The 22286-nt window shown below is 66.0% G+C and carries 18 protein-coding genes; 9 read left to right on the plus strand and 9 right to left on the minus strand.

Annotated elements, in window-relative coordinates:
- Positions 1-235: 235 nt before the first annotated feature.
- Positions 236-1093, minus strand: coding sequence for a hypothetical protein (locus PW734_01445; protein MDE1169866.1), 858 nt, complete (start codon positions 1091-1093; stop codon positions 236-238).
- A gap of 10 nt (positions 1094-1103) precedes the next feature.
- A complete protein-coding gene (locus PW734_01450; protein ID MDE1169867.1) occupies positions 1104-2159 on the minus strand; it encodes a tyrosine-type recombinase/integrase in 1056 nt (351 codons plus the stop codon).
- A 619-nt stretch (positions 2160-2778) separates the two neighbouring features.
- Here PW734_01450 and PW734_01455 point away from each other — a divergent pair.
- The 9 genes from PW734_01455 (at position 2779) to PW734_01495 (ending at position 14723) form a co-directional block, all read left to right on the plus strand.
- Positions 2779-5103, plus strand: coding sequence for a glycoside hydrolase family 3 N-terminal domain-containing protein (locus PW734_01455; GenBank protein ID MDE1169868.1), 2325 nt, complete (start codon positions 2779-2781; stop codon positions 5101-5103).
- A 24-nt stretch (positions 5104-5127) separates the two neighbouring features.
- Entirely contained in the window at positions 5128-6684 is a 1557-nt protein-coding gene (locus PW734_01460; protein MDE1169869.1) for a glucan biosynthesis protein, read from the plus strand.
- Between the two features lies 1 nt (position 6685).
- The gene (locus PW734_01465) at positions 6686-7234 is read left to right on the plus strand and encodes a hypothetical protein (protein MDE1169870.1); all 549 of its coding nucleotides are present in this window, start codon (positions 6686-6688) and stop codon (positions 7232-7234) included.
- Positions 7225-9333 carry a glucans biosynthesis glucosyltransferase MdoH gene (gene mdoH, locus PW734_01470; protein ID MDE1169871.1) on the plus strand — a complete coding sequence of 703 codons (2109 nt, stop codon included), beginning with the start codon at positions 7225-7227 and terminating at the stop codon, positions 9331-9333. Before PW734_01465 ends, mdoH begins: the two co-directional genes overlap by 10 nt.
- Before the next feature lie 34 nt (positions 9334-9367).
- The gene (locus PW734_01475; GenBank protein MDE1169872.1) at positions 9368-11077 is read left to right on the plus strand and encodes a DEAD/DEAH box helicase; all 1710 of its coding nucleotides are present in this window, start codon (positions 9368-9370) and stop codon (positions 11075-11077) included.
- Between the two features lie 110 nt (positions 11078-11187).
- The gene (locus PW734_01480) at positions 11188-11472 is read left to right on the plus strand and encodes a hypothetical protein (protein ID MDE1169873.1); all 285 of its coding nucleotides are present in this window, start codon (positions 11188-11190) and stop codon (positions 11470-11472) included.
- 110 nt (positions 11473-11582) lie between these two features.
- On the plus strand, positions 11583-12092 hold the full coding sequence (gene rnhA, locus PW734_01485) for a ribonuclease HI (GenBank protein ID MDE1169874.1): 510 nt from the start codon (positions 11583-11585) through the stop codon (positions 12090-12092).
- The gene (locus PW734_01490; GenBank protein ID MDE1169875.1) at positions 12089-12574 is read left to right on the plus strand and encodes a VOC family protein; all 486 of its coding nucleotides are present in this window, start codon (positions 12089-12091) and stop codon (positions 12572-12574) included. The genes rnhA and PW734_01490 overlap by 4 nt, the downstream gene beginning before the upstream one ends.
- A 118-nt stretch (positions 12575-12692) precedes the next feature.
- Positions 12693-14723 (plus strand): GxGYxYP family putative glycoside hydrolase, encoded by a 2031-nt coding sequence (locus PW734_01495; GenBank protein MDE1169876.1) that lies wholly within the window; start codon positions 12693-12695, stop codon positions 14721-14723.
- Between the two features lie 6 nt (positions 14724-14729).
- Here PW734_01495 and PW734_01500 read toward each other — a convergent pair whose 3' ends face one another.
- From PW734_01500 to PW734_01530, 7 genes are all read right to left on the minus strand, one after another.
- Positions 14730-15734 (minus strand): D-alanyl-D-alanine carboxypeptidase, encoded by a 1005-nt coding sequence (locus tag PW734_01500; protein MDE1169877.1) that lies wholly within the window; start codon positions 15732-15734, stop codon positions 14730-14732.
- A gap of 78 nt (positions 15735-15812) precedes the next feature.
- The gene (locus tag PW734_01505) at positions 15813-16889 is read right to left on the minus strand and encodes a transporter substrate-binding domain-containing protein (GenBank protein MDE1169878.1); all 1077 of its coding nucleotides are present in this window, start codon (positions 16887-16889) and stop codon (positions 15813-15815) included.
- A gap of 87 nt (positions 16890-16976) precedes the next feature.
- A complete protein-coding gene (ligD, locus tag PW734_01510) occupies positions 16977-18020 on the minus strand; it encodes a non-homologous end-joining DNA ligase (protein ID MDE1169879.1) in 1044 nt (347 codons plus the stop codon).
- Positions 18021-18029: 9 nt separating this feature from the next.
- Positions 18030-18890 (minus strand): Ku protein, encoded by an 861-nt coding sequence (locus PW734_01515; GenBank protein ID MDE1169880.1) that lies wholly within the window; start codon positions 18888-18890, stop codon positions 18030-18032.
- Between the two features lie 25 nt (positions 18891-18915).
- Complete coding sequence (locus PW734_01520) at positions 18916-19977, minus strand: hypothetical protein (GenBank protein MDE1169881.1); 1062 nt, start codon at positions 19975-19977, stop codon at positions 18916-18918.
- A gap of 33 nt (positions 19978-20010) precedes the next feature.
- Entirely contained in the window at positions 20011-21258 is a 1248-nt protein-coding gene (locus tag PW734_01525; GenBank protein ID MDE1169882.1) for a pyruvate dehydrogenase complex dihydrolipoamide acetyltransferase, read from the minus strand.
- 48 nt (positions 21259-21306) lie between these two features.
- The gene (locus tag PW734_01530; protein MDE1169883.1) at positions 21307-22284 is read right to left on the minus strand and encodes a pyruvate dehydrogenase complex E1 component subunit beta; all 978 of its coding nucleotides are present in this window, start codon (positions 22282-22284) and stop codon (positions 21307-21309) included.
- Positions 22285-22286: the final 2 nt, after the last annotated feature.

Raw genomic sequence — 22286 nt, forward strand, 5'->3', positions numbered from 1 at the left:
CGAATGGAGACCGACCGGATCAGGCCTTTGGTCGCCAAATCGTAGAGTTTGGTTCTGCTGAGGCCCGAGTAGAACTCCAAGCCCCCCTTAGGAGCCCTAATCCAAACGGGGCGTGAATTATGCCGTTCGGCCAACAATGCCCCGGCCTGACTGGGTCGGGTAAAGGTGTTTTGTTTCATCTGGACCGTATTGTACGACGGTCTCAGGGATGAATTGCCGAAACAGAAGGGTAATCTTATTTCGGCAATTGGCGACGCGCTTTCATCTCCTTAATGTCAGCAAAAAAGGAATGCATAAAACCTTGGGGATCAATCTGAAGAGCAAGCTTCGCCATGCGGGGCAGCTTTGCATTCAGGTTTTTTCTACCTCGGGGAGCCGCCACAAGCTGCAGCCTCAAGATTTTGCGGCAGTGGATCCCCATGTCCTCCGCCCTATCGTAAGGATATCCGGTTTTATCGAACTTTTCTGCCGCAACCCTCTGCAGCTGATCACAATTCCAATTGTACTCCTCAATTATCGGCGCAATCAGGGTTAACCAAGCGTCCAACTCCGGGTGCGCCCATCTTGCCGGCTGGGGATCAAGAGCTTTCGATCTAAACACCTTGTATTGCTTGGGGGTCGCATTCTGAATGAATTCCCAAATCCGCGGGTCGCTTCTCATTGCATAATTAGCGGCTAACCAACCCATTCGAGAGGCAAGAGCCATTCCTTCATCCGGATGATCGTGCTCCGGACATCCTTTTCTTTTGAGAAGACTGAGATAGTTGTTGGCCGCAAAAGCCCATTCGTAAAAGCGAACGGTAAACCACCGTCGAAAGCTCGTGCTGAAATTCCACTGCGATAGGTTTTCACCCCTTATGTGAAATTCCTTCACAAGCGAAGTAAAAGCGAATTTGTAGAGCTCATGATCAGTCCTATCAAAAACTGTCAAAAGGCGACCTTTTCCATTTTTTAAATCGTCCAACGCCTTTTTGATTTTCTTGAACGTAAGCCCGGTAAACTCCCACTCCTTTTGGTCTTCTTCGCTTTGCAGGTGAGCACTCAGGGATCGGTTCGGGTCAACATCGTAGGAAAGTGGGCGACTCAAACCCATGTTGAGATCGCTATTTTTCCTTAATTTGGAAGGAGGTGAGGAATGAGGGGACTTTTTGGATTTCTTTGCGCATCGCTTCGAGTTCATGGTGGGTATATCGCTCATGCACTTTGCTCTTATGCCCCGAGAGTTTCATTCGAATCTCCTGAGAGACTCCTTGATTAGCCTGCTCGGATATGGCTGTGTGCCTGAAGCTGTGAAAGCCGAGTGAGAAGAAACGACGTCCCTTTCCAGGGGCTTTGGGGACAGATTCCTCTTCAGCATAAATACCGGCTTGAGCCATTAGGCGACGGAAGGCCAAAGACAAACCGCCCACACCTCCGGTTTTTTTTGCACTCAGTGATGGGAACAAAGAGGCCTTAGCAGTCTTGGAGTTGACGGACAGACCACTCAAATAGTCAATGATGTCGGGATGCAGGGGATACTCTTCCCCCCTTCCCTTGTTGGTATGCCGGGTCTTCTGCGGCCTTAAGCGAAGGCTTTGGCGTTCGGCATCGATGTTCTCCCACGTCAATTTTGCGGCATCACCAATTCGCAAACCATGACAGGCCCCAAAAAGAATCATTCCTCTCCATTCAATGTCAGCCACCGAAAAAAGAGCTCCTATCTGCTCACGGGTGAAGGTGTCACGGGTGTTATGGCTGGCAGAGAGAAGATCAACCGCTTCGGCAGGGTTACTTAAAATCAGACCTTGTCGCCTGGCGGTGTTGAATGGAATGCGGAGGGTTTTCACCGCCATGTTGGCGGTGGTTGAGCTTTTGCCCTGCTCCACCTGCAGATCGCGAAATCCCTCGATGTGCCTGGGAGTGATGGCGGAAAGGGGCTGAGTGGCTTTCTTGTCCAAGAAGACAATGAAGTCTTCGACTGTCTTCCGATAACGGAGAGATGTCCCCTGAGCCTTGGTCATCGTTTTGCTTTGAACCCACTCCAGAAGGAAACTTTTTGTATCTGTAAACGAGAGGCTTTCTCCTTGGGCACGCTGATAGATGTCCCCGATGATCTTTCGAGCCTGAACCTCAGTCAGCTGTCCTTGGCGGGCAATTTGAGCGGTACGTTCGATTTCCATGCACACCTGCATGGCCTGCGCACGGTTTCGTTGTTTAGTGCTTCGCTTTAGCTGCTTCCCGTCAGGGGCGGTGTAGCAACAGATCCAGTAGGGGCTGTTTTCGCGCTTCCAAAGGCTGGCCATAGTGAGAATATAAGTGAGAATATTCACCCATGTTTTTGATGTGCGTCAATGCTTATTATAAGTGATTTATGCGAGCTAAAGAGGCCGAGATAGAATCGCGAGTTCGAGTCCTATCATTCGCTCCAGTTTCAGTCGTTACTTCAAAAATCAAGAGGCGTCGGCTTATAGCCTCATGGTAGACGGCGCTGACCTATGGCTCTAAGGCAGTGAACGATTGCCTCGTCTTTCGTATGACAGGTGATGCTGAATTTGAACTTGGTGTAGTCGGCCTTCATATGTTTTTCCGGTTTTAGACTCTCGCCCGCTCAAGCTTGAGCACAAGCTCTCCTCCCAGGCCCTCAAGCATTGACAGGCTTATGGGCTCTATGGATGGTTGACCGCCCTTTGGGGCTTCTTCATGACGCATTCGAGTTCTGATTCACAACGGGTGGTGACATTCCGCATCCAATATCCGGCTGCCTGGGCGGCGGGGATTTTGGTTGGCTTAATTCTTCTGGTGGCGGCTTCTCGGGGCTATCAGCGGTGGGTGGATAAGCGGCGGATTGAGCCGAAGGGGTCGATTCCCAGTCCGGAGCTGGTGGATAGGCAGCTGAATCGGCGGGTGGAGACGCTTCTCCGCTCGCTGACGCTGGAGGAGAAGGTGGGGCAGTTGGTCCAGTATACCGGCGGGGTGAAGACGGGGCCGGGGACGGGGCGGCCGGATTACAATAAGCTGGTGGCGGAGGGGAAGATCGGCTCGCTCTTTAACGTCGTCGGGGCGAAGGATGTGAACTTTTTCCAGCGCCTGGCGGTGGAGAAGGGGCCGCACCATATTCCTCTTCTCTTTGGTTACGATGTGATTCATGGGGACCGGACGATTTTCCCGGTGCCGCTGGCGCTGGCGGCCAGTTTTGATCCGGGACTGATTCAGGAGGTTGCCCATATTTCCGCGCATGAGGCGGCGGAGGACGGGGTGCGCTGGGTTTTCTCGCCGATGGTGGATATTGCCCGCGACGCGCGCTGGGGCCGGATCACGGAGGGCGCGGGGGAGGACACTTATCTAGGCTCGGTGCTGGCGGCGGCTTATGTGCGCGGGTATCAGGGGGAGAGGCTTTCGAAGCCCGGATCGGTGGCGGCCTGCGTGAAGCACTTCGCGGCCTACGGCGCGCCGAACGCGGGGCGGGAGTACAATACGGTGGATATGTCGGAGCTGACGCTGCGGCAGGTTTACCTGCCTCCCTATCTGACGGCGATCGACGCGGGGGCGGCGACGGTGATGACGGCGCTCAATCCTCTTAACGGGGTGCCCGCGACGGCCAACCGCTTTCTTTTGACGACGCTGCTGCGGCACGAGTGGCGCTTTGCCGGGGTGGTGGACAGTGATTACGGGGCGGTGGAGGAGCTGATGAATCACGGCGTGGCGCAGACGGAGGAGGTGGCGGCGCGCAAGGCGATCAGCGCGGGCGTGGATATGGATATGGAGAGCGGCCTTTACGGCGCGACGCTGGCGAAGCTGGTGCAGGCGAAGAAGCTGCCCGTCTCCACGCTGGATGAGGCGGTGCGGCGGGTGCTGCGGCTGAAGTTTGCCCTGGGGCTTTTTGAGCATCCCTATGCGGACGAGAAGAAGCCTTCCTACGTGGCGACGCCGGCGAAGCGGGAGGCCGCGCGCCGGGCGGCGGAGGAGACGCTGGTGCTGCTGAAGAATGGCGGGGTGCCGGCCGGGACGCTGCCCGCGCTGCCGATTTCAAGGACGGCGACGCACGCGGTGGCGCTCATCGGGCCGCTGGCCGACTCGGCCGATGACATGCTGGGCTCCTGGCCGGCGGCGGGCGATTCCGACGATGTGGTGACGCTGCGCGCCGCGCTGCAGGCGCGTTGCGAGGCGGCGCACATCGCCTTTCAATACGCGCGGGGGACGGAGATTTTGACCTCTTCGGACAGCGGCTTTGCGGAGGCGGTGGAGGCGGCAAAGAAGGCGGATGTGGTGGTGCTGGCCCTGGGCGAGTCGGGCGAAGGGATGTCGGGCGAGTCGTCTTCCGTGACGCGCCTGGATCTGCCGGGCAATCAGGAGCGCCTGCTGGAGGCGGTGGCCGCCGCGGGGAAGCCGGTGGTGCTGGTCCTTTTCAGCGGCCGCCCGCTGACGGTGACGTGGGCGGCGGCGCATGTGGCGTCCATCGTGGAGGCGTGGTTCCCGGGCATCGAGGCGGGCAACGCGGTGGCCAATGTGCTTTTCGGCGAGGTAAATCCCTCCGGCAAGCTCCCCGCGACGTTCCCGCGCACGGTGGGGCAGGAGCCGCTCTTTTACAATCAGTTGCCTACCGGGCGCCCGGCGCGGGGGGTCGACCTGACGCGGCCGCCCGCGGGACCGACGGAGAAATACCTCTCCCGCTATATCGACGAGGTGAACGCGCCGCTTTTCCCCTTCGGCTTCGGCCTTTCGTACACTTCCTTTTCCTATTCCGACGTGAAGGTGGACCGCCACACGATCTCCGCTCAGGACCTGGCTTACCGCACGGAGGGCAAGACCCTTTCCCGCGCGAAGCAGGTGCGCGTCACCGCGACGGTGCGGAACAGCGGGCCTGTGGCGGGGACGGAGGTGGTGCAGCTCTACGTGCGGAATGTGGGCGGCAGCATCGAGCAGCCGGTGCGGGAGTTGAAAGGCTTTACCCGCGTGACGCTGGCGCCGGGCCAGGCGAAGCAGGTGGAATTCTCCCTGGGCTTCGGGGAACTTTCCCATTACAATCTGCAAATGGAGCCCGCCGTGGAGCCCAGCGACTGCACGGTGTGGGTGGGCGGCAGCTCGGAAGCCGAGCAGAGCGCCTCTTTCCAGATCACTCCGTAAGCCCTTTTCCCGTTTCCGTTCCGCATGCGTCTGCACGTCACCCTGGCCCTGGTCACCGCGCTCATTCTCTACGTGGCGATCCGGCATACGCCCGGGCGGGCTTTCCGCTTCGCGCAGGTGGAGGCGATGGCCGCGAAGCTGGCCCAGGAGAGGTTTGTCCCCGCGCCGGACGTGCTCCCGCCCGCGCTGCGGAAGTTGACCCCGGAGCAGGAGGGGAAGATTACCTGGAAGGAGGCTTACCGCGTCTGGCGGGACAAGGGGCTCCCCTTCCAAGTCGACTTTTACCACGTTACCCGGGAGTTCCCCACCGGGCCGCGCATCAATGTGGTCGACCGCCGCGGGCCGCATCCGCTGGCTTATGCGCCTTCCTTCTTCGACTTCAAGGACCTGGACCTTCGTCCTCCGCTTCCCGCCGCGCTGCCGTACGCCGGCTTCTACCTGCGCTACCCGCTGAACAAGCCCGACTCCCTCGACGGGTTCTTTTCCGCCATGGGGGCCAGCTATTTCCGCGCCATCGGGCGGCACGAGGTCTACGGCCTTTCCGCGCGCGGCCTGGCCATCGACACCGCCTCGCCGGAGCACAAGGAGGAGTTTCCCGCCTTCACCGAATGGTGGCTTCAGCGGCCCGTCTCCGACGCCACGGAAATGACTCTCTACGCACTTCTGGACAGTCCCAGCGTGGCCGGGGCCTACGAGTTCAAGGTGAGGCCGGGCAACCACACCGCCGTCGACGTCCATGCCGTCCTCCATTTCCGCAAGAGCATGCGGCAGGTCGGCCTGGCTCCCTTCTCCAGCATGTATTTCTACGGGGAGAACAGCGGCAGCCACTACGGCGACACGCTCCACCCGGAGATCCACGACTCCGACGGGCTCCTCCTCTGGACGGGCAATGACGAGTGGGTCTGGCAGCCCCTGCACACGGAGCCTTTCATCCAGCTCTATCAGCGGCCGGAAAAGAGCCCGCGCGGGTTCGGCCTTCTCCAGCGGGACCGGGACTTCCAGCACTATCAGGACCTGGAGACGCTTTACAACGTGCGGCCCAGCGCCTGGGTGACGCCGCACGGGGACTGGGGCAAGGGGAATGTCACCCTCATGCAGCTGCCGACGGACAACACGAACACGGACAATGTTGTCCTCTTCTGGCAGCCGGAAAAGGCCCCGCAGGCGGGCGACCGGATGGAGTTCTCCTACACGATCGATTTCTACATGACCGACAACCAGCGCCCGCCGCTGGGCACCGCGGAGGCGACCCACGTCAGCACCCCGCCGCCGCCCGCGCCGGGGGCCAAGCCCGTCCTCTCCCCCACGGGCACCGTGCCCGTCACCTTCGTCATCGATTTTTGGAGCGACGCTCTTAAGGCCCTCCCCGCCCATCACCCGCCTGACCTGGAGCTGGCCGCCGAACCCGCCGGCACCGTCATCCGCACGCAAAAGCTGGAGCGCAACGGCTACGACGGCTCCTGGCGCGTCACCTTCACCGCCGAGCCGCTCAAGCGCCAGGTGCCCACCGTGCTGCGCTGCCGCCTCCTGCGCGGCGGCAAGCCGATGACGGAAACCTGGACGTACACATGGCATCAATAAGATGAGCTCCCCTTCCGCCGCTAACCAGGAGGCCTGGAACGAAGCCCACCGCCGCCTCGTCGACTACCTCGACTCCTTCGCCTGGGCCGACGCCCGTCGCGTCGCGCAAATGGCGCTGGAAATCGGCGCGGACGCGCAGTCCCTCCACGCCGCCGAGCCCGCCCGGGATCCCGTCTCCGTGACCATGGGCCTGGCGCAGGAGCGCGTCGCCGCGTGGCTGGCGGCCGGCCTGGGGGACGCCTCCCCGGAACGCCACGGCACCGCCTGCCTGCCGCTGCTCCTCAGCGGCATCCCGCAGCGGCAGCCCGCCGCCTTCCTGGCGGAGCCCCCGTCCGAGGCGGTCCGCCAGGCCATGCAGAAACCCCTCCTCATGGTCGGCCCGGACCTGGCCATCTCCAGCATGACGCCGCGCCACCTGGACTACGGCGCGCTGCGCGGCCTGGCCAGCCAGACCTGGCACCGCTGGGAGCCGCGGGAAGCCCTCGTCGCCGTCCTCCTATGGACGACCATCGGCATCCTCCTTTACCACTGGATCCCCGAATGGCTGTGACCTCCCCTTCCCGCCCCCCGCGCCTCGACGGCCTGCGGCGCACCCTCTTCGTCGGGCTCGTGCTGCTTTTGACCGGCGTCGGCTTCTCCTTCTTCCTGGACACCTTCGCCGACCAGCGGCTGAGCACCGGGGACTACATCGCCCTCTCCCTCTTTCCCCTCCTTTTCAGCCAGGTGGTGATCGGCTGCGTGCTGGCCCTCTTCGGCTTCTTTGACCGTCTGCGCGGAGGGGATCCCTGGCACCTCATGCGCGGGGAGTGGCGGGAGCGGGAGGAAGAGATCCCCCTGGCCGCCACCGCCGTGGTCATCCCGGTCTATAATGAGGACGTGGCCCGCGTCAGCCGCGGGATCGAGAACATGTGGCGCAGCCTGGAAAAGACCGGGCAGATCGAGAATTTCGACTTCTACCTCCTGAGCGATTCCAACAGCCCCGACCACTGGGTTGAGGAAGAGTGCGCCTGGCTCCATCTTTGCCGCCGCCTGGGCGGCTTCGGGAGGATCTTCTACCGGAAGCGCCGCCACGCCATCCACGGAAAGAGCGGCAACGTGGCCGACTTTTGCCGCCGCTGGGGCCGCCGCTACCGCTACATGATCGCCCTGGACGCCGACAGCGTCATGTCCGGCCCGCTCATGGTCCGGCTGGTGCGGGCCATGGAGGCCAACCCCACCGTGGGCATCCTCCAGACTCATCCCCGGCTGGTCCTGGGCAGCTCCCTCTTCCGCCGCGTCCGCCAGTTTTCCGCCGCCCTCTATGGCGACATCTTTGTGCGCGGGTGCAGCTTCTTCCAGACGGCCTCCGGCTCTTACTGGGGGCACAACGCCATCCTGCGGCTGGAGCCCTTCATGGAGCACTGCGGCCTCCCCTTCCTGCCCGTGCCGGACCGCTCCCAACGCCACATCCTGAGCCACGACACCGTGGAGGCAGCCCTCATGCAGAAGGCGGGCTACGAGGTCTGGATCGCGGGTGAGGAGGAAGGGAGCTACGAGGAGGGCCCGCCCAACCTGAGCGACATGCTCAAGCGGGACCGCCGCTGGTGCGCGGGCAACCTCCAGCACTTCTGGTTCCTCTTCGCCCACGGCATCAGCCTGGGCAGCCGCCTGCAGATCTGGATCGGCCTCATGGCCTACCTCAGCTCCCCTCTGTGGCTCGGCTTCCTCTTGGCCGGTTCCTGGGGCCTCTACGACCGGACGCGCTTCCTCAATCTCTCCGCCGGCCCGGAGGAACTGGGCGCGCTGGGCGCCTCCGCCTCCGCGGCGGCCATTCCCCTGGGGCTCATCACCCTCTTCCTCCTCTTTTTGCCGCAGATCTTCGGCCTCTTCGTCGGCTTCTTCCGGCGGCGGGAATTCGGGGGCTTTGCGGCCCTCTTGCGCGGCATTTTCCTGGAAACGGCCCTCTCCATCCTCACCGCGCCCGTGCTCATGGTCTTCCACACCATCTTCGTCGCGGCGGCGATCCTCAAGATCCAGATCCAGTGGTCGACGCAGAACCGCGTCGACCACGGCCTCTCCTGGTCTCACTGCCTGAAGGCCTACGGCTGGCTGACGCCCTGCGGCGTCCTGGCCCAACTGGCCGCGCTCCATTGGCTGGGGAAACCCGGCTTTTGGCTGGCGCCCATCTGCCTGGGCTGGGTTTTGGCCCCCCTCCTGGCCTGGTACACCGCCCGCGGCGACGCCGGGGCGGCGGCCCGCCGGGCCGGTCTGTTTCTCATCCCGGAAGAGATCGCCCCGCCGCAAGAACTGGAAGGCCTGGCGGAGGAAACCGCCGCGCCCGAACCCGACCTCTGGGCCCAGGCGATCCTTTGCCCCTACGTGCTGGCCGTCCACCTCTCCATGATGCGCCGCCGCCTGAAGGTGCCCGACGAGGAGACGGACCCCGCCCGGGCGCTGCTGCGCCAGCGCCTCGTGGAAGCGGGCCCCGCCGCGCTCGACCGGAAAGACCGCTTCCGCCTGCTGGGGAGCGCGGGCTTCCTGGTCCAGCTCCACCGCACGCTGTGGGCCGCGCCGGAAGCCGCCCTCCACCCCGACTGGCGAACGCTCATGGACCGCGCGGGAAAAAGCTTCCTCCTGCGGCGTTACTTAGTCCCCGCCGAGCGATCTTGATGGCCACCCGCCCCGGAGCCGCCTACAAGGTCTGATGCAGAAGAAGCCGTTTTCCGAACTGGGGCTTTCCCCCGAAGTCCTCAAAGCCGTCGCCCAGATGGGCTTTGAGGAAGCCTCCCACATCCAGTCCCAGGCCATCCCGCCGCTGCTGGCCGGGTCCGACGTCGTCGGCCAGTCCCAGACCGGTTCCGGCAAGACGGCGGCCTTCGCCATCCCCGCCATCGAGGCCGTCGACCCCGCCCTGCGCGCGCCGCAGGTGCTCATCCTCTGCCCCACCCGGGAGCTGGCCGTGCAGGTGGCGGAGGAAGTGGCGAAGCTGGCCGCCTTCAAGCGCGGCGTGCGCGAGCTGCCCGTCTACGGCGGCCAATCCTACGAGCGCCAGTTTCGCGGCCTCCAGCAGGGGGCGCAGATCATCATCGGCACGCCGGGCCGGATCATGGACCACCTGGACCGGGGGACGCTGAAGATGGACCAGATCCGCATGGTCATCCTGGACGAGGCCGACCGGATGCTCGACATGGGCTTTTTGGACGACATCCGCAAGGTGCTGGACCAGGCCCCGCCGAAGCGGCAGACCGTCTTCTTCTCCGCCACCATGCCCCGCCCCATCCAGGGGCTCATCAAGACCTTCACCAAGGACCCCGTCCACGTCGCCATCGAAGCGCAGGCCCGCACCATGCCCGCCATCGACCAGGTCTACTATGAGGTCGACCGCCGGGCCAAAGTCGACGTCCTCTGCCGCCTCATCGACCTGCAGGACATCAAGTTCGGCATCGTCTTCTGCGCGACCAAGTCGATGGTCGACGAATTGACGGAGCACCTCACCGCCCGCGGCTACGCCGCCGACAAGATGCACGGGGACATGACCCAGACCATGCGGGAGCGCGTCATGGCCAAGTTCCGCAAGCGGGGGATCGAGTTCCTTGTCGCCACGGATGTGGCCGCGCGCGGCCTGGACGTCGACGACGTGGAGGCGGTCTTCAACTACGACCTGCCGAACGACGGGGAGGACTACATCCACCGCATCGGCCGCACGGGCCGCGCCGGCCGCAGCGGGCGGGCGATCACCTTCGTCGCCGGGCGGGAGATCTACAAGATGCAGAACATCATCCGCTTCACCAAGAGCACCGTGCGGCGGGAGCGCGTCCCCTCCGAGGAAGAGGTCGAGCAGAAGCGCGCCGACGTTTTCCAGGACTCCCTGCGCCAAGTGCTCGAAGAGGGCAAATACGAGCGGCAGGACGCCCTCATCGGCCGCCTGCTCGACCAAGGCCACGCCGCCACCGACATCGCCTCCGCCCTCATCCACCTCTTCCGAGCCAAGGAGGAAAAGCCCCGCGCGCAGGAGGAGCCTTCCTCCTTCCGGCCCGGGCACCGGCCGCGGGAGGATCGCTATGAGCGCGAGCGCCCGGAACGCCCGGAACGGCGCGAGCGTCCCGGCCGACGCGACGACTACCCCTCCCTGCAGGGGGACCGCTCCACGCGGGAAAGCGGCGCCGTCTCCCACGAGGCCGGGATGGTCCGCCTCCTTTTGGGCGTGGGCAAGGAGCACGACGTCCGCCCGGGCGACGTGATCGGCGTCATCCTCGGCACGACGAAGCTGCCGAAGGAGGCCGTCGGCGTCATCCGCCTGCAAGGCCGCCAGACGTTCGTCGACGTCGCGGAGGAACACGCCGACCTGATCGTTTCCAAGCTTTCCGGCATCTCCTTCAAGGGGCGGAAGCTCTGGTGCAAACGGCCCGCCTAAAGCCCTTTCATCGGGCGGTTTGCAAGAAATCGCCGCCCCCCGGATATTCTTTAACCTGTTTATTACAAACAAGTTATTTTGGGTGGCATACCGCCTGCACCTTAGCAGGCATGACTACCTATACTGCATATACTCCTTCCGACCTGGAAACGGTGGCCGTCAGCCCGCAGGCCCGGACGACGGCCAAGGTGATGGGGTGGCTCTGCTTCGTCGGCGGCTTCGCCTCGATCATTGCCTCCATCCTATTCTGGTACAATTCCGGCGGCCTGAGCGCCGACCCCATCGCCATGGCGCACGGCGAGCGCTTCGGCATCTTCATCGGCCTCTGGGCGCCTACGTTCTTCATCCTAAGCAACCGCTTCGACCGGTCCGCCCATAGCCCCACCGGCCTCTAAGGTTTTTCCGCCACCACCGACAACCAACACGCCTGCCCGCGGCGCTCCGGTTCCCCGGAGCGCCGCTTTCTTTTTCCGGGCCGATCCCCCATGCTGGCCGGGTGAAAGAAGTGACGATCCACACCGACGGCGCCTGCCAGGGCAACCCCGGGCCGGGCGGCTGGGCCGCAGTCCTCGTCTCCGGCGGCGCGCGCAAGGAAATCTCCGGCGGCGACCCGGCGACGACGAACAACCGGATGGAACTGACCAGCGCGGTGGAGGCGTTGCGCACCCTCAAAGAGCCGTGCCGCGTCCTCTTCCACACCGATTCCCAATATCTGCGCCAGGGCATCACCTCCTGGATCGCCTCCTGGAAGCGGAAAGGCTGGGTGACGGCCGCCAAGACGCCGGTGAAGAACGCCGACCTCTGGCGGGAGCTGGACGCCGCCGCCGCGCCCCACCGGATCGAGTGGCGCTGGGTGAAAGGCCACGCGGGCGACACGGAGAACGAGCGGTGCGACGCGCTGGCCACGGCGGAAGTCGCCCAGATCCGCGCGGGCTATCGGGCGGAGGAGCTGCGCTCCCTGCTGGAGGAATTCGTCCGCGCCCAGCAGCCCCCGGCGGAGCCAACCCTCCTGTGAACCCCGCCCCCATCGACCCCGGCGTCCGCATCGGCCACGTCCACCTGAAGGTGGCCGACCTGGAACGCTCCCTGGCCTTTTACCGCGGCGTCCTGGGCTTCCAGCTCATGCAGCGCTTCGGCCGGCAGGCGGCCTTCGTCTCCGCGGGCGGTTACCACCACCACCTGGGGCTCAACACCTGGGAAAGCCGCGGAGGCTCCCCTCCCGCGCCGGGCACCACCGGCCTCTACCATGCCGCCATCCTCTATCCCACCCGCGCCGCGCTGGCCGACGCCCTGCGGCGGCTGGTGGAGGCGGGGATCCCGCTCGACGGCGCGGCCGACCACGGCGTGAGCCAGGCCCTCTACCTCCGCGATCCCGACGGCAACGGGCTGGAACTTTACTGGGACCGCCCGCAGGCGGAATGGCCCCGCACCGCCACGGGCGAGCTGGCCATGGTGACCGAGCCCCTCGACTTGGGCGACCTCCTGCGCGCAATATAGGCAGACCGATGCGGCCCCTCCTCGCCCTTTGCCTCGGACTCGCCTTTCTGGCCTGTGCCGGGACCGCGCCGTCCGCGCCGCTTTGGAAAGAGGACTTCGCCGGGCCTGGCCTGGGCGGATGGCGGGTAGAAACCCACGGCGACGCCAAGGGCGCCGCCGCTCTCGACCCGGAATCCCCCGACGGCAGCCCCGCCCTCCGCCTGGCCGCCGCGCCCCCCTCGGCGCGATCCTCGACTTCGCCGCCCCCGGCTCCTTCCCCGTCCAGGCGGGAGAGGAACTGGCCCTGCGCGTCCGCGCCGCCGGCCGCCGCGCGGGAACTGCCTTTCTGGCCGTCCGCTTCGAGCCGACGGGCGGCGAGGCCCGGCTGGAACTGCCGGAAGGGACGTTCGAGAGCCGCCTCTTCACCCAATCCTTCCTGGTCCCGCCGGGAGCCACGCAGGCCCGCGTCATCGGCGCGGTGCTGGGGGCGACCGACGCCCTCTGGCTCAATGCCCTTTCCGTCGGCTACCCCCTGCTGCCCCGCACCGGCCTGCGCGCCCCGCTGGGCGTGCCCGCGCGGGACACGCTCTTTCCCCCCACCCCCGCGCCCGCGCGGGAGCTGCTGGCCCTGGACGTCTCCAAACTGCCGCCGGACGCCATCCTCTTCGCCGTCACGCTCCAGGGACTGGTCAACCGGAGCCAGCCGCGCCTCTACCTCTTCCACAAGCCGGACGACCGCTTCTGGGCCGACTGGCTGGTGGAGGCGGGCTACGTCGGCGCGATCAAGGAATTGTCCGGCCTGCCCGCGCTGGTCGCCGCCTTTCGCGCGGAAATCCCCGCCGTAGTCGTCTACGATCCGGCCCTCCCCGCCAGCCGCCACGCCGCCGCGCTCCTCGGCGCGCTGCAGGGCTGCCCCGCCACCGGGCGGGAGACGGCCAACACCCTGGGCCTCCCCGTGGCCTCCGACCTGACCGGCCGCTGGAAACGGAACGTCGACGCCTACCGGGAACTGTGGGCCAAATACCGCGACCGCTTCGACGGCGCCTCCCTGGCCGTCCACAATCCCCTGCGGAGCCGTCCCGGCGGCCTCGACTTTCTTGTCCAAAAACGGGTCTTCACCTTCTGGGTTTCCGGCCCGCGCGACCAAGACCCGGGCGGAGATCCTGCGGCGGAACTCGACTTCGCCCACGAGGTGCTGGCCGCCCTGCCGCCGAACACCCCGGTCCTGGGCTGGCAGGAAAACGACGTCCACGGCCTATTTCCCGACGAAGCCCTGCGCCTGGCCTCTTCCTACGCGAAGTTCATCGTGGGGGGCGATTTTTGCACGAACCTCTCCGTCCTGAGCGGCCTGCGCGTCCCGCCCGACGTCTTCCGCCAATCGGCCCACAGCGTCGGCCTGGTCTGGTCGGGCTCCGCCCAGCCGGACGTAGAGGAGCCCAGGCTCCTCTACGCCACCTTGAGCGCCCTTTCCGGCGGCGAGAGCCCCGGCATGTGGCAGCATGAGATGGCCGCCCTGTGGCGCGATCCCGCCCGGGGCCGCGTGCCGGTGAACTGGTCCGTGCCGCCCGCCGCGGCGGAGCTGATGCCGCCCGTCCTGGCCTGGTTCTACCGGCAGGCGACGCCGCATGACCTCCTGCTCTGCGCCCACTCCGGCCTGGGCGCCATCGACCCCCGCTTCTACGCCCTGCGCTACCGGGCCGCGGACCGGGATGCCATCTGGAACGCCTACCTGGGCCGCCTGGACGGGGCGCTGCGCGCGCTCGACCTCGACATCCTGAGCCTCCATGCGGGCGGCGCGGCGGCCGACGCGCGCTTCTTCAGGGGAGCGCCCGCCCTGCGCGGCATCCTGGCCGGCCTGGACCGGCAGGAAGGCGCCACCGCCCTCAACCCGGTGGAGGCGGTCGACGGCAAGCCGGTCTTCCACACGCTGACACGGGAACGGACGCGCCTCGACCTCCTGGCGGGGGAAAAGGCGGCGGCCGAATACGCACTGCGGGAATTCCTGGGCAGCGCGCCGAAGGAGCGGCCCGCCTACATGAGCGCCCTGCTTCCCCTGGGCGCGCTCCGCCCCGCCCTGGCGGCAAAGCTGGCCGCCTCCCTGCCGCCGGACGTGAGGCTGGTTGACGCCGACGCGCTGGTCGACCTGTGGACGAAACGGCTGAAGCCGTAGCGGACGCTAGCGCGGCTTGACCGCCTCGATCGTGGGGCCCTGGCCCGCCTCGGCCGCCGCCACGCCGGGACGCCGCGCGGCGTCGAGGCCGCCTCCCGCCAGCATCTGCGCCGGGGTCGGCTTGCGGGAAAAGCCGTAGTTGAGGAGGAGCGGCGCGTCGGTCCACTTGTTCGCGCTGTGGAGGATGATGAGCTGCAGCTCCCGCCCATTGCGGATGACGGAGGCGGCGAAGGTATGGAGCGCCCCGTCCTTGGAGCCGCCGCTGGGGCCGTTCCGGTACCAGCCGGTCTTGGCCGCTTCCATGCCGGGGTAGACGCCCAGCAGGCGGTTGTGGTTGTGGACGACGGCTTTCTTGCTCTCCAGCGCGTAGGACTTCATCCGCATGATATCCCGCAAGGCGGGCTGCTCCACGGCGGCGCGGAAGATTTTCAAAAGATCCACGGCCGTGGTGTGGACACCCGGCGCGGGCCAGCCGTTGGGGTTGACGAAGTGGGTGCGGGTGCAGCCCAGCTCCTTGGCCCGCTCGTTCATCATGTCGACGAAGGCGGGGACCGACCCGGCGACGTGCCGCGCCAGCGCCAGCGCGGCGTCGTTGGCGGAGGAAATGAGGAGGGCGTGGACCAGGTCCTTCACGGAAACCGTCTCCCCCGCCTTGAGCGGGACGTGGGTGGGCTGGAGGAGGTCCCCCTTCTCGATGCGGACGTCACCCTTCAGCCCGGTCTTTTCCAGGACCAGGAGGGCGGTGAGCATCTTCGTCGTGCTGGCAGGGGGCAGCTCCATGTCGGCGTTTTTCTGGAAGAGGATCTCGCCCGTCTGGGGATCGACCAGGAGGGCGGCGGTGGCCTTCAGACCCTTGAGCGGGTCTTTGGACGGAGCTTCGTGAAGCCGCTTCGGCGCAGAAGCGGCGGGCGTGCGCGGGGTAAGCGCCTGCGCCGGATGCGCCCAGGCGTCCAGGAACGCCAGGCTGCCAAGACCCAGAAAGGAACGCCGGGAAAGGGACGCGCGATTCATGCGGTCCTGCAGGAAGCTATTTTCAGGCCAAAAACCGGCAAAAGTTCACGCCCAGAAAAGAAACCGACGCCGCCCGGGCTACATCGGCCCCAAGTAAACCGCCTCACTCTCCGTCCAGGCGGCGCTGCGGACGATGCGCAGGAGCTGGCGGTTGAGCGCCTCCCGCCAGGGACTCCCTTCCCGCAGGGCGATGGAGAAATTCGACGGGGCCAGGATCTCCGGCAGGACAACCAGCGGGCTGTCCGCGTCCTCCCGGGCCAGGTAGCGGAGGATCGCCTCGTTATGGATGAGGACGTCGCACTGGCCGCGCAGAAGGGCCGACTGGGCCTCGAAGACGCTGGGGAAAACGGTGCGTCGGAGATGGCCCGCGGCGGCGAACTCGTCCCCCGCCGATCCTGCCACCACGGCCACGCGGAGCTTCCCCAGGTCACCGCGCAGGGAGGAGCCGTCCTGGATGTTTTTCACCGTGACGACGGAGATGATGGTGGCGGTGAAGATGGAGGTGACGACCAGGCTGGCGAACATGAGGGCGACGGCGACCGACCGGCCCGCGAAAGTGTGGGGAATCTTGTCCCCGTAGCCCACGCCCGTGACGGTGACCGAAGACCACCACAGGCCGGAGCCGACTCCCTTCCAGCCGCTGCCGGCGAAGGAGGCGTTCTTACGGCGTTCCAGGAACCAGATGAGGAATCCGGCCCCCATCACCAGGAGCGCCACCAGGCCGACGACGCTCAGGACCGGCCAGGAAAAAACGCTCTGGCGCATCAGGCGGGTGATGGACTTGCCCCCCGGCAGCACCTGCATGGCCAGGCCGGTATGGAAATAGGCGTCGGTGAAATCGACGACCGACTCGGTCTCCTCGTTCATCGGATAGGGGCGCAGGGCGACGTCAGCCTCCCCCCCGGCGATGCAGGCCAGGGAGGTGTCCGGCTTGACCTCGACGAAGCGGTAGGGAATCCCCAGGTCGTGGGCCACCTGCTTCCACAGATCGACGGAGATCCCCCGCCAGGCGCCGCCCTGGTCCCTGATGACGAAGGGGGGGAACTCCTCCACCGCCACGGTCAAAGAGCCGCCGCTGCCGGGAATATGCGCGGGAGCCGCCCGCGCGCCGCAAAGGAAGACGGCCAGGAAAAAGCCGAGGAAAACCCGGAGCATGCGGGCCAGCTTACGCCGGATCTCTGGCGAGACAAGGCTGGGCCGCCCCTCTACCGGCCTTATCGGGAAAGGGCGGCGCAGCGGACTTTACGAATGCCGCCGGGATGAAGCTTTACCACGGGGCCGCCGCTCCACGGCGGCTTGGGGAGAAGGCCTCTCCCTCGACGGCGGCGGGGCAGGCTCCCGGATCACCCCTCGAGCGCCCTTGTCCTCCCGCAGGCCGATGTAAGAGGGATGCCGCAGCGCGCCGTCATCGGTCCATTCGGTGAAGCGGACCTGGACGACCAGCTTCGGCTTAACCCAGCGGTTTTCCGAAGGCTTCCAGCCGGGCGGGCGCCAGCGGCCGCCTGGTTCCCGAAATCCCTCGAAGCGCGGCGCGGGCACCTCCAGCGCCAGGAGCTTCTTGTGGAGCAGGGCCAGGGACTTGCCGTTAAAGCCGGTGCCGACCTTGCAAACGTAGACCAGTTTTCCCCGGACGTCGCGGCAGCCCAGGAGGAGGGCGCCGAAGTGTTTCCGGCTCTTGCGCGGCAGGCTGTAGCCGACGACGACGAATTCCTGCTCCCGGACGAACTTGATCTTCACCCACGCGCGGGAACGGCGGCCGGCCTCGTAGCGGGAGTCCTTCCGCTTGGCGATGGCCCCCTCCCCGCCGAGCTTCCGCAGCGTCTCCAGGACCCGGGCCGGGTCCTCCGCGAAGAAGGCGGAGGGGCGGACGGGATCGCGCGCCCGGGCCAGGATCGCGGCCAGCCGTTCCTTCCGCTCCAGGAGCAGCAGGGCGCGCAGGTCTTTTCCCTCCGCCATGAGGACGTCGAAGACGTAGTAGACGAGCGGCGCTCCGCTCTCCGCCTGGTTCTGCAAGATCTGGAAGGAGGAAGCTCCCTTGGCATCCAGGGCGCAGACCTCCCCGTCGAGGATGCACTCCCGCACCGGCAACCGGGCGACGGCGGCGGCGACCTCCGGAAAGCGCTCCTCCAGCGGCTTGCGGTTGCGCGACCAGAGATGGACCGTTTTCCCCCGCTTCACCGCCAGGGCGCGGAAGCCGTCGAACTTCACCTCGTAGAGCCAGCGGCCGTCGTGGGGCGGCGGCGCGGTGACGGCCGCCTTCATCGGCTCGACGAAGCCTGCGCGCATGGCGGGCTCCTAGCGCTTCCGCTTGGCGGCGCGTCGGCGGGTGGAGGTCCCCTTCGGCGCCACGCCGCGGCGCGGGGCGGCCATCCGGTTGCCCCGCTGATATTCCCGCACGCTGCGCTCCAGCATGGAGACCAGGTCGACGCCGGAGGCCTTCGCCTTCGGCTCCTTGGCGGCGGGGGCCTTCTTGCGGGGGTGCTTGGCCTTCTCCTCGATCATGGCCAGGACTTGCTCCTTGTATTCGTCCTTGTAGCGCTCCGGGTTCCACTCCCGCGTCATGCCGTCGATCAGCTTGCGGGCCATGTCGACCTCCCGCGGCCGGGTGTGCGCGGCCTTGGGCAGCTTGATCTCGGAGGGGTCGGCCAATTCGTCGGCGAAGTGCATGATCTCCAGGACCAGGGCCTGGCCCTGCGCCTTGAGCCCCGCCAGGTGCTCCCGCGCGCGGATGACGACCTTGGCGATGCCGATCTTGCCCGAGTTACGCAGCGCCTCGCGCAGGAGGGCGTAGGCCTTGTCGCCGCCTTTCTGCGGCTCCAGGTAGTAGGGTTTCCGGAAATACATCGGGTTGATCTCCTCCTGGGGGACGAAGTCGAGGATGTCGACCGTCTGCGCCGCCGCCTCGATGTCGACCCGCTTGAAATCTTCCTCCCTCAGGACGACGAAGCGGCCCTTCTCGTATTCGTATCCCTTCACGATCTCCTCCCAGGGGACTTCCTTTCCGTCCGCTTCGGCGACGCGCTTGTAGTTGACCGGGGAAAGGTCCGACTTCCGCAGCAGGCGGAAGGACAGCTCTTCCCGCCGGGTGGCCGGGAAAAGCCCGACGGGGATGGTGACGAGGCCGAATGTGATGGAACCTTTCCAGAGCGCTCTCATCGCCCAATGTAAGCCGGAAAGGCGCTTAGGCAAATTGGCCCAAAGCTGGAGCGACGCGGAGCCAGGGCTGGTCGTAGAAATCTGTCTCCGGACCGTAGAGGACGGCCCGATCTTCCGAATAGAAATAGCGGCAAGCGCGCGGCAGGAAGCGGCGGTGGAGGCCGGGCAGGGCGGGCCGCAGCATCTCGAAAGAGGCGGGGGCGTCGACGCAGAAGAGGGCCGTCTGGACCGCCACGCCGTCCTTCTTGAGGTTCTTGAGGGGATGGGTGGAGAAGGAGGCGAATTCCTGCCGCAACTCGAAACGGAAGAGGGGGCCCAGGTCGGCCAGGGCCCGCCGGAAACGCTCCATCTCCCGGCGGTCCGCCTCGGCGGCGCCGGAGGAGGCCTTATGGGCCAGCGTGGCCTGAAAGGCCTGTCCGACGGCCGGAGGCAATTCCTGCACGGTGGTCTTTTGCGCGTAGCCCGCCCAATGCCAGAGCCGGACGCGGGCTTCCCCTTTTCGCAGAACCGCGCCGTCCCAGCTCCAGGGGCCGGGCTCGTCATAGTAGGAGATATTGTAGTAATCGCGCGCCTCCCGCTCCGGTACCATTTGATAGGGCACCGCCTTGTTCATGCAGAGCATGCGCAGGGAAAACTGGTCGAAGAAAATGCCGAGCGGCGGAATAAGGTGGGAATAATTCGTCACCATCCAGAGCCGCCAGATATCCGGATCGGAAAGGGCGAAGACGCCGATGTTGATGGGGGCGACGGGCAGGCCGTAGTCGACGTTTTGCACGTCGTGGGTAAAGAGGGCCTTTTCCTCCCCCTCCGTCAGGGCGGGAAGGCGGTCAAGGATGAGAACGTCCGAGTCGAAGTAAAGGACGCGCCCGTAGAGGCGGGAAAGAAAACCGCCGACGACCAGGCGCAGCCCGACGATCTCCCCCGGATGGCCGATCTCCTCCTGCCCGGCGAACGCGGCGTAAAGGGCGTCGTCGATCAGGAGGAAGGGAATTTCCGGATGATGCGCCTTGAAGGTGAGGCGCAGCAGCCTGGCCGCCGCGCGCGCCTCCGGGCCGATGGCGATGGTGAAGGCGACGGTGGGTCCCATGGCCGCCCCGGTTCCGGCCTTCCGCCTTTCCCCTTAGAGGAGGAGTTGCGCGGGCTTTTCGATCAGGGTCCGCAGCTCCTGGAGGAACTGGGCGCCGATCGCCCCGTCGACGACGCGGTGGTCGCAGGAAAGGGTGAAGCTCTGGCGGTGGCCGACGACGATCCCCCCTTCCTCGTTCACCACGGGCTTCTTCACGATGTTGCCGACGGCCAGGATGGCCGCCTGGGGCGGGTTGATGATGGCGGAGAAGCGGTCGATGCCGTACATGCCCAGGTTGGAGATGGTGAAGGTGCCGGTGGTGTATTCCTCCGGCTTGAGCTTCCCTTCCTTGGCCCGGACGGCCAGGGCCTTGGCCTCGTCGCTGAGGGCCTTGAGGCTTTTGTCCTGGGCGTCGCGCAGGACGGGGGTGATGAGCCCCTGGGCGATGGCGACGGCGAAGGCGAGGTGGACGGAAGCGAACTGCTGGATCGAATCGCCCAGGAAGGAGGCGTTGACCGCCGGGACGCGGCGGATGGCCTCCGCGGTGGCCTTCAGGACGAAGTCGTTGAGGCTCAGCTTGAAGGGCTTGGGCAGCTTCTCGAAGCCCGCGTTGAGCTCCGCGCGCAGGGCGACGAGGGGGGCCGCGTCGACCTCGATCTCCAGGTAGAAGTGGGGGATGGTGGTCTTGCTCTCCAGGAGGCGCCGGGCGATGGTCTGGCGCATGTTGGAGAGGGAGATCTTCTCCTCCTTGGCGATGGCGCCGGCGGGATGCAGTCCCCAGCCGCCGCCGGAGCCGGCACGAGATCCGCCCGCGACGACGTCTTTCTTCACGATGCGGCCGCCGGGGCCGCTGCCGATCAGGCCGGAAAGGGAAACGTTCATTTCCCGCGCGACCTTCTTGGCCAGCGGGGAGGCCTTGGCGCGGTCGGCGGAGGCCGGGGCGGAAACCGCCGCGGGCGCGGGGGCCGGGGCGGCGGAGCCGTTGGCGGGGGCGGCCGCTTCGGCCTTGGCGGGAGCCGCCGGGGCCGCGGCGGGGGCGGGGGCGCTCTCGTCGATCTTCTCGTCGGCGGTGCCGATGATGGCGATGCGGGAATTGACCGCGGCCTTGGAGCCGGCGGCGACGAAGATCTTGCGCAGGATGCCGGAGTCGAAGGCCTCCAGGTCCATCGTCGCCTTGTCCGTCTCAACCTCGGCGATCACATCACCCGATTTGACGCTGTCGCCCTCTTTTTTAAGCCATTTGACGAGGGTGCCCTCCGTCATGGAGGGGCTCAAAAGGGGCATGGTGACGTCTTTAGCCATAGGGGGTCTTTCTTTCTCTCTGGGAAGCGGTGCGGGAAGCGCCGCGGGTTATTGCAGCACGTCCCGGACGGCGGCGATGATCCGTTGCTCGTTGGGCATGACGGCCTGTTCCATCCGCCCGTTGTAGGGCTGGGGCACGTCCATGCCGGTGACGCGGGTGATCGGGGCGTCGAGCTCGTCGAAGAGGCGGCGCTGGACGTCGTAGGCGACCTGCGCGCCCCATCCGGCGTAGGGCTTGTTCTCTTCCACGATGACCAGGCGGTGGGTCTTGGCGACCGACTCGGCGATGAGGTCGAAGTCGTAGGGCTTGATGGTGCGCAGGTCGATGACCTCCGCCTCGATGCCGTCCTTGGCCAGTTCCTCGGCGGCGGCCAGGGCGCGGTGGGTGGAGGCGCTGTTGGCCACCAGGGTGACGGAGGAGCCTTCCCGGCGGATGCGGCCCTTGCCGATGGGAACGAGGAAGTCCCCTTCGTCCGGCACTTCGCCTTTAAAGCCGTAGAGCTTCTCGTTCTCGATGAAGCAGACGGGGTTGTTGGAGCGGATGGCGCTCTTCAGCAGGCCCTTGGCGTCGTCCGGGAAGGCCGGGGTGATGACGGTGAGGGCGGGGACGTTGGCGTACCAGTTCTCCGGGGTGTGGGAGTGGGTGGCGCCGACCTGGAGGCCGCCGCCGGAGGAGCCGCGCAGGACCAGCGGCACGGAGAACTGCCCGCCGGACATGTAGCGGATCTGGCCCGCGTTGTTGACGATTTGGTCGAAGGCGACGAGGGAGAAGCTCCACGTCATGAACTCGACGATGGGGCGCAGGCCGTAGGTGGCCGCGCCGACGCTCAGGCCGACGAAGCCTGCCTCGCTGATCGGGGTGTCGATGACCCGCTTGGGGCCGAATTTCTTGAGGAGGCCCTGGCTGACCTTGTAGGCGCCGTCGTACTCGGCCACTTCCTCGCCCATGAGGAAGACTTTCTCGTCGCGCTCCATTTCCTCGGCCATGGCCTGGTTGAGCGCCTCGCGCATCGTGATCGTCTGCATCG

The sequence above is a fragment of the Verrucomicrobium sp. genome (assembly GCA_028283855.1).
GTDB lineage: Bacteria > Verrucomicrobiota > Verrucomicrobiia > Methylacidiphilales > GAS474 > GAS474.

Excerpts from the sequence above, each read along its gene's own strand:
- PW734_01460 (MDE1169869.1), top strand. The coding sequence starts at position 5,128 with ATGCGTCTGCACGTCACCCTGGCCCTGGTCACCGCGCTCATTCTCTAC.
- PW734_01500 (MDE1169877.1), bottom strand. The coding sequence starts at position 15,734 with ATGAATCGCGCGTCCCTTTCCCGGCGTTCCTTTCTGGGTCTTGGCAGC.
- PW734_01495 (MDE1169876.1), top strand. The coding sequence starts at position 12,693 with ATGGCGGGTAGAAACCCACGGCGACGCCAAGGGCGCCGCCGCTCTCGA.
- ligD (MDE1169879.1), bottom strand. The coding sequence starts at position 18,020 with ATGCGCGCAGGCTTCGTCGAGCCGATGAAGGCGGCCGTCACCGCGCCG.
- mdoH (MDE1169871.1), top strand. The coding sequence starts at position 7,225 with ATGGCTGTGACCTCCCCTTCCCGCCCCCCGCGCCTCGACGGCCTGCGG.
- PW734_01505 (MDE1169878.1), bottom strand. The coding sequence starts at position 16,889 with ATGCTCCGGGTTTTCCTCGGCTTTTTCCTGGCCGTCTTCCTTTGCGGC.
- PW734_01515 (MDE1169880.1), bottom strand. The coding sequence starts at position 18,890 with ATGAGAGCGCTCTGGAAAGGTTCCATCACATTCGGCCTCGTCACCATC.
- PW734_01525 (MDE1169882.1), bottom strand. The coding sequence starts at position 21,258 with ATGGCTAAAGACGTCACCATGCCCCTTTTGAGCCCCTCCATGACGGAG.
- PW734_01475 (MDE1169872.1), top strand. The coding sequence starts at position 9,368 with ATGCAGAAGAAGCCGTTTTCCGAACTGGGGCTTTCCCCCGAAGTCCTC.
- PW734_01445 (MDE1169866.1), bottom strand. The coding sequence starts at position 1,093 with ATGGGTTTGAGTCGCCCACTTTCCTACGATGTTGACCCGAACCGATCC.
- PW734_01450 (MDE1169867.1), bottom strand. The coding sequence starts at position 2,159 with ATGGAAATCGAACGTACCGCTCAAATTGCCCGCCAAGGACAGCTGACT.
- PW734_01480 (MDE1169873.1), top strand. The coding sequence starts at position 11,188 with ATGACTACCTATACTGCATATACTCCTTCCGACCTGGAAACGGTGGCC.
- PW734_01465 (MDE1169870.1), top strand. The coding sequence starts at position 6,686 with ATGAGCTCCCCTTCCGCCGCTAACCAGGAGGCCTGGAACGAAGCCCAC.
- PW734_01530 (MDE1169883.1), bottom strand. The coding sequence starts at position 22,284 with ATGCAGACGATCACGATGCGCGAGGCGCTCAACCAGGCCATGGCCGAG.
- PW734_01520 (MDE1169881.1), bottom strand. The coding sequence starts at position 19,977 with ATGGGACCCACCGTCGCCTTCACCATCGCCATCGGCCCGGAGGCGCGC.